Annotated in this window: 3 protein-coding genes; 2 read left to right on the forward strand and 1 reads right to left on the reverse strand. The window is 43.8% G+C overall.

Annotation, left to right across the window (positions count from 1 at the left end; genetic code table 11):
* Window positions 1-3024 (forward strand): DUF1542 domain-containing protein (locus HT736_RS11880; protein WP_172931050.1); only part of this gene is annotated, 3024 nt, incomplete at its 5' end.
* A gap of 112 nt (window positions 3025-3136) precedes the next feature.
* Here the strand turns inward: HT736_RS11880 and HT736_RS11185 are convergent.
* Window positions 3137-5233, reverse strand: a complete 2097-nt coding sequence (locus tag HT736_RS11185) for a GH92 family glycosyl hydrolase (RefSeq protein ID WP_172931051.1) — start codon at window positions 5231-5233, stop codon at window positions 3137-3139.
* 170 nt (window positions 5234-5403) lie between these two features.
* Between HT736_RS11185 and HT736_RS11190 the strand changes: the two genes are divergently transcribed.
* Window positions 5404-6684, forward strand: coding sequence for a glycoside hydrolase family 125 protein (locus HT736_RS11190; RefSeq protein ID WP_138699759.1), 1281 nt, complete (start codon window positions 5404-5406; stop codon window positions 6682-6684).
* Window positions 6685-6762 lie beyond the last annotated feature (78 nt).

The following is a 6762-nucleotide window of genomic DNA, read 5'->3' on the forward strand; positions in this document are numbered from 1 at the left end:
GTGAATCCAGTAGCCAAAGATGCTGCTAAGAAAGCAGTGGCAGATGAACTAGCTAAGAAAGAAGCAGAAATCGATGCTCGCCAAGATCTAACAGCTGAAGAAAAAGCGAAAGCTAAGGCAGAAGCTCAAGCAGCTGCTGACGAAGCGAACAAGGCCATTGATGCTCAACCAGATGTAGCCGCAACACCAGAAGAATCAAGGAAGGTTCAAGGAGCAGTAGATAGTGCTAAGGAACACGGTGTAGCAGCGATTAAAGCTGTGAATCCAGAAACAACAACTAAAGCTGCAGCCAAGAAAGCTATTGATGATAAGCTAGCTGAACAATTAAAAGCCATTGAAAACACACCAGATGCTACGGATGAAGAAAAAGCTGAAGCTGCTGAAAAAGCGACAGCCTTAGCCACAGAAGCTAAGCAAGCAATTGATATTGCTACAACAGATTCAGAGGTTAAGAAACTTCAAGATGATGCAAATGCTGAAATAGGGAAAGTTTTACCTGTTGTAGAAGATAAACCAAATGCTCGTAAAGCCATTGATGAGCAAACAAAAGCGAAGAAAGAAGAGATTGACGCGCGTACTGACTTATCTCCTAAAGCGAAAGAGAATCTTAAAGATAAAGCAGATCAAATAGCAGCCGAAGCTAAGAAATTAGTAGATGCTGCGAATAAAGAAGCAGATGTTAATAAGATTCAAGACGCAGATAAATCGGCAATTAGAGCAGTTGGGGATATTAACAGACCAATTGATAAAGTGCTAGTTAATGATCCAGCCAACCTAAAAGCTGAGGAAAAAGCTAAAATCTTAGAAGAAGTGAGGAAAGTGAACCCAACAGCCAAAGAGGTTAAATATAACGACGCTGGAAATATTGAAGTTACTACAGCAAATGGTGATAAGGGAATCATTAATCCAACTGATCTGGTGAAAACGTTGGAGAATCTAGATAATGGTAAAGGTGGAAACGATATTAACAAACCACTTGATAAAGTTATCATCAAGGATAAATCGATGTTGACAGAGTCAGAAAAAGCTCAAATTATTGCTGCTGTTAAGTCTGTAAATCCAAATTCTATTGTGCTACTCGATGCAGACGGAACTGTTTCAGTGTCTACACCAGAAGGTCAGACTGCAACGATTCCATCAACTGAGTTAGTGAGAACTAAGGAAGATACAGCTAAATCTGACGCAGGAAATGGTGAAATTGTTAAACCAGCAGATAAAGTGGTTGGTGAACCGACTGATTCAGCTGCACAAGCCAAAGTAGAAGAAAAATTAAGAAAACTCAATCCTGAGGCTAAATCTGTTAAATTTGATGATAAAGGTAACGCTACTGTTACTTTAAATGATGGAACTGTGGCAACAATTCCATGGAAAGATTTATTCAAATCACCGGAAGATGCAACTAAACCAAACGCAGGCAACGACATCGTTAAGCCGGCGGATAAGACGGTTGTAGCGAACTCAGACAAGTTGACAGTTGCAGAGAAGAAAGCTATTGAAGAAAAGGTTAAAGCAGTTAACCCAGGAGCGACTGTAGTAGTGGACGATAAAGGAAATGCCACAGTCACAACACCAGAAGGTAAGACAGCCGTTATTCCAGCAACAGACTTGACGAAGTCAGCAGCAGATGCAGCTAAACCAAATGCAGGCAATGATGTCAATACACCAGCAGCTAAAACTGTAGCAGCGAACCTAGACAAGTTGACAGAGGCTGAGAAGAAAGCTATCGAAGAGAAGGTTAAAGCAGTCAACCCAGGCTCAACTGTAGTAGTAGACGATAAGGGTAATGCTACAGTTACAACACCAGAAGGTAAGACAGCGGTCATTCCAGCCACTGATTTAGTGAAAACACAAGATGATATTACTAAAGAAAATGCAGGCAATGATGTCAATACACCAGCAGCTAAAACTGTAGTAGCAGATCCAGATGCCTTAACTCCAGAAGAGAAGAAAGCTATCGAAGAGAAGGTTAAAGCAGTCAACCCAGGTTCAACTGTAGTAGTAGACGATAAAGGTAATGCAACAGTAACTAAAGCTGATGGTACAGTTCTGAATATTCCAGCTTTAGACCTAGTAATCCCAGCTGGAAACCTAGCTGACGAAGCTAAGACTGCTAAAGTGAAAACACCAGCATTCCGTACATTAGTTGGAAACAAAGATAACTTAACGGAAGATGAAAAAGCAGCAGTTAAGAAAGCAATTGAAGCCGTCAATTCAGGAGCGACTGTAGTAGTAGACGATAAAGGTAACGCCACAGTAACACTAGATGGAAATACAGTATCGATTGCAAAAGACCAATTAGTGAAAACAGAAAGTGATGTAACAGCTAAGAATAGCGGAGATAACATCAATCTTGACTTTGAAAAAGAAACAGTAGCAGACTTTACTAACTTAACAGATTCAGAAAAAGAAGCTGCAACAGCTAAGATTAAAGCAGCAAATGCTGATGTAGTAGATGTTCTCTTTGACAAGGCAGGAAATGCAACTGTTGTAACTAAAGATGGCAAAGTTTTAGCAATTACCGCTGAAGCTATCTTTAAACAAGCTCCTTCAGCTCAAAATAACGGAGCTACTAACACTGAAGCAAAAGTGGATAAAGCTAAGTTAGCAGGCGCTATTCGTCAGTTAGATGGACTAATCATCCAAGAATCAGCTAAGCTTGATGCAGAAACTGCAAAAGCAGCGAACGCATTATCAGCGGATGCTAAGAAAGTATTTGCCAATGCAGATGCAACTCAGGCAGATGTGGCTGCAACGGTTAAACGTATCGAAGACTTCCTGGCGAAAGTTTCTCCAGCAACTAATCATGCAAGTCCAGCTAATGACCAAGCTGCTCAAACACCAGCTGTAGTTCCAGCTCAAGCAGCAAATGCCAACCAAGCAGCAACAAACGTGCGTACAGTCGCTAAAGAGTTGCCAAATACAGGTACAGCAGATTCTACTGTAGCTATGGTAGCAGCTGCCGCAAGTGCCTTACTTGGTCTTGGTCTTGCAGGTCGTCGTCGTAAAGAAGACGAAGAAGCTTAATTGGTAGATTGTTTGATACTTATCGAATAATAAATCCAATTTTCAAAGCTTAACAAGTACCTCTCATAAGAAAATCTCCTAGCAGGAAAGTCTGCTAGGAGATTTTTGCATTTCAGGAAGTGGACGGCTGGCTTGGTAACCAGCTAAGGGTAAAGGTTAACTGTTCAGCTTTTAGGAGGTCTTGGTGTTGAATAGTTGATACTAGGTTTTTGTCCAGTCGGCATTCTTTGACAAAGTTAAAATGGTTGTGGTTTTGCTCCGTATGAATATCCAGCCATTTACCTTCTTTAGCTAGGTAAATACGGAGGTGGTCAAAGAGAGGGATTCCGAGGTCATAGTTTGGTTTGCCTGGACAGGTCGGATAAAAACCGAGAGCTGACCAGATGTACCAGGCTGAGAGACTGCCATTGTCTTCATCGCCAGGATAGGCTTCCCAACTTGGGTGAAAGGCCTTCTGACGGAGTGTCTTGATGAGAAGGGCAGTGTAGTCAGGGTAATCGCTGTAGCGGAAGAGATAAGGAATGTGGAAGCTCGGTTGGTTGGAAATGGCGACTTGTCCAAAAGGAGCAGTAGCCATCTCGCTCATTTCGTGAATCTCGTAACCATAGCCAGTCGTCTCAAAGAGGGGAGCATCTTGACAGGCTTTCAAAAGATAGTTGCTGAAGGCTTCTTTTCCACCCATAAGCTGGATTAAGTCTGGAATGTCGTGGAGGACGCCTAAAGTCGCTTGGATGGCTGAACATTCGGCATAATCACGTCCCCAACTATAAGGAGAGAAGTCAGGGGGGAAGCGGCCTTGGCTGTCTCGCGCTCGCATGTATCCTGTTTCAGCGTCAAATAGCTGGCGGTAATTTTGTGAAGCAGTCCTATAGATTTCCGCGATGTCATTCTGACCAAGTTTTTTGGCACAGCTGGCGATACAAAAGTCGCTATAGGCATAGTCTAGGGTGTGGCTAACACTTTCGTGGTGGTCGGTAGAGAGGTAGCCCAGTTCTTGGTATTGGGCTAGCCCGTGACGACCATTGATACCGAGAGGGTCGGACTTGTTGGCTGTTTCGAGTATGGCTTGAAGGAGTTCTTCTTCTAGGTCGGGGGCCATGTCCTTGCAGGCGCTATCTGCGATAATACCGTCTAAAAGTGTACCAGGCATCATGCCACGTTCATCTGGAGACAACCATTTTGGAAGGAAACCAGTATCGCGGTAGTTATTGAGAAATCCTTCTAAAAAGAGACGATAATGCTCTGGTATGACAAGGGCAAAGAGGGGGAAGGTGGTGCGGAAGGTATCCCAGAAGCCATTGTTGCTAAAGAGGACACCGGGCTTGACAGATCCAGTAGTCAGATCCTTGTGGATGACTTGCCCTGACTCATCAACCTCATAAAAAGTCTGAGGAAAGAGGAAGAGTCTGTAGAGGCAGTGGTCAAAGAAGGTTCGGTCAGCCTCTCCTGTCTCTATAACGTCAAAACGATGGAGGAGATTTTCCCAATCCGCTTGGGCACTTGATTTACAGTTATCAAAATCTTCTTGAGGTAGATTAAGCAGTGCTTGAGAAGGCGAGATGAAAGAAGTGGCTAGCTGAATCTCAGCATGACTACTTGCTAAGTCAATTCGCCAGTCTCCCCCTTCTTGGCTAACAGCAAGAATATCCGTATTCATTTGCAGGGCAGTGAATAGTTTTAGTGGATTTTTGTTGGTTTCAGTTTTACCTTCTTGTCGTAGGGCAAGAGTTCGCTTATCTACTTGCTCCACGGTCAGTTCATCTGCTGCGTGAAGATAGAGGGAGAGGGCTTTGCCTTGCTTTTGCTCCAAACGAATAGAAGCACCGTAGCAAGTCGGTGTGAGCTGGGTTTCAATCTGATAGCGCAGGGAGAAAATTTTCAGATAATGGGGTTGGAAAGAGGCCTTATCCATATCATAAGAAGACTGACGATGGAAGAGACTGTCTCTACCTAGTTGACCGGTGACAGGTGTCAGGAGGAGCCAAGAGTAGTCGCCAATCCAAGGGCTGGGCTGGTGGGTTAATCGAATCCCCTGAAAGATAGGCAGATGCGGATCGAAAAACCAAGCTCCCTCCTGGTCACTGGTCTGGGGAACAAAGTAATTCATCCCAAAAGGCACGCCTGTGTATGGCAGGGTATTTCCCCGAGAAAAGGCATGCTTGCTGGCAGTTCCAAATCGGGTATCGATGGTTTCAAGTAGTGGTTTCATAGTCTTTCCTTTAGCTGTTTTTCTACATTATATCAGAAAAATGGCGCCTTTAGAAAAGGAGTTTCAAAGATAACTATTTTGTAGAAAAATGACTATCATTTGTGTATGTATTTTCTGCCTCAAAAGCTATATACTGAAAATGAAACTTGTTTGAAAGAGGATACTGCACGATGATTTATTCAAAAGAAATTGTTAGAGAATGGCTAGATGAAGTGGCAGAGCGGGCTAAGGACCATCCAGAGTGGGTGGATGTTTTCGAGCGTTGCTACACCGACACCTTGGACAATACAGTTGAAATCCTAGAAGATGGTTCAACCTTTGTGCTCACAGGGGATATTCCTGCTATGTGGCTTCGGGATTCGACAGCCCAACTCAGACCCTACCTGCATGTGGCTAAAAGAGATTCCCTCCTGCGTCAGACCATTGCAGGTTTGGTCAAACGTCAGATGACCTTGGTACTCAAGGATCCTTATGCCAATTCCTTCAACATTGAGGAAAACTGGAAGGGGCACCACGAGACTGACCACACAGACCTTAATGGCTGGATTTGGGAACGCAAGTATGAGGTGGACTCGCTTTGCTATCCTTTGCAGTTGGCTTATCTCCTCTGGAAAGAGACTGGCGAGACTAGTCAGTTTGATGAGATTTTTGTCGTAGCGATTAAGGAAATTCTCCATCTATGGACAGTTGAACAAGACCACAAGAACTCTCCTTATCGTTTTGTCCGAGATACGGACCGCAAGGAAGATACCTTGGTAAATGATGGCTTTGGACCTGATTTTGCAGTGACAGGCATGACTTGGTCAGCCTTTCGTCCGAGTGATGACTGTTGTCAGTATAGTTACTTGATTCCGTCAAATATGTTTGCAGTTGTTGTTTTGGGGTATGTGCAAGAAATCTTTGCAGCATTAAACCTAGCTGATAGCCAGAGTGTTATCACAGACGCTAAGCGCCTCCAGGCTGAAATCCAAGAAGGAATTGAAAACTACGCCTACACAAGCAACAGCAAGGGCGAAAAGATTTATGCCTTTGAAGTGGATGGTCTAGGAAATGCCAGCATCATGGATGATCCAAACGTACCAAGTTTGTTGGCTGCACCTTATCTGGGCTACTGCGATATTGACGACGAAGTCTATCAAGCAACTCGTCGTACCATTCTGAGCCCTGAAAATCCATACTTCTACCAAGGAGAATACGCTAGCGGTCTCGGAAGTTCTCATACCTTCTATCGCTATATCTGGCCCATTGCTCTGTCTATCCAAGGCTTGACAGCTACAGATAAAGCTGAGAAAAAATTCTTGCTAGATCAGCTGGTTGCTTGTGATGGTGGTACAGGTGTCATGCACGAAAGCTTCCACGTGGACGATCCAACTCTCTACTCTCGTGAATGGTTCTCTTGGGCTAACATGATGTTCTGTGAATTGGTCTTGGATTACCTAGATATTCGCTAAGGAGCGTGCTTTATACTCTTAGAAAATCTCTTCAAACTACGTCAGCTTTATCTGCAACCTCAAAGCAGTGCTTTGAGC

This window comes from Streptococcus sp. 339 (assembly GCF_013277285.1).
GTDB lineage: Bacteria > Bacillota > Bacilli > Lactobacillales > Streptococcaceae > Streptococcus > Streptococcus pseudopneumoniae.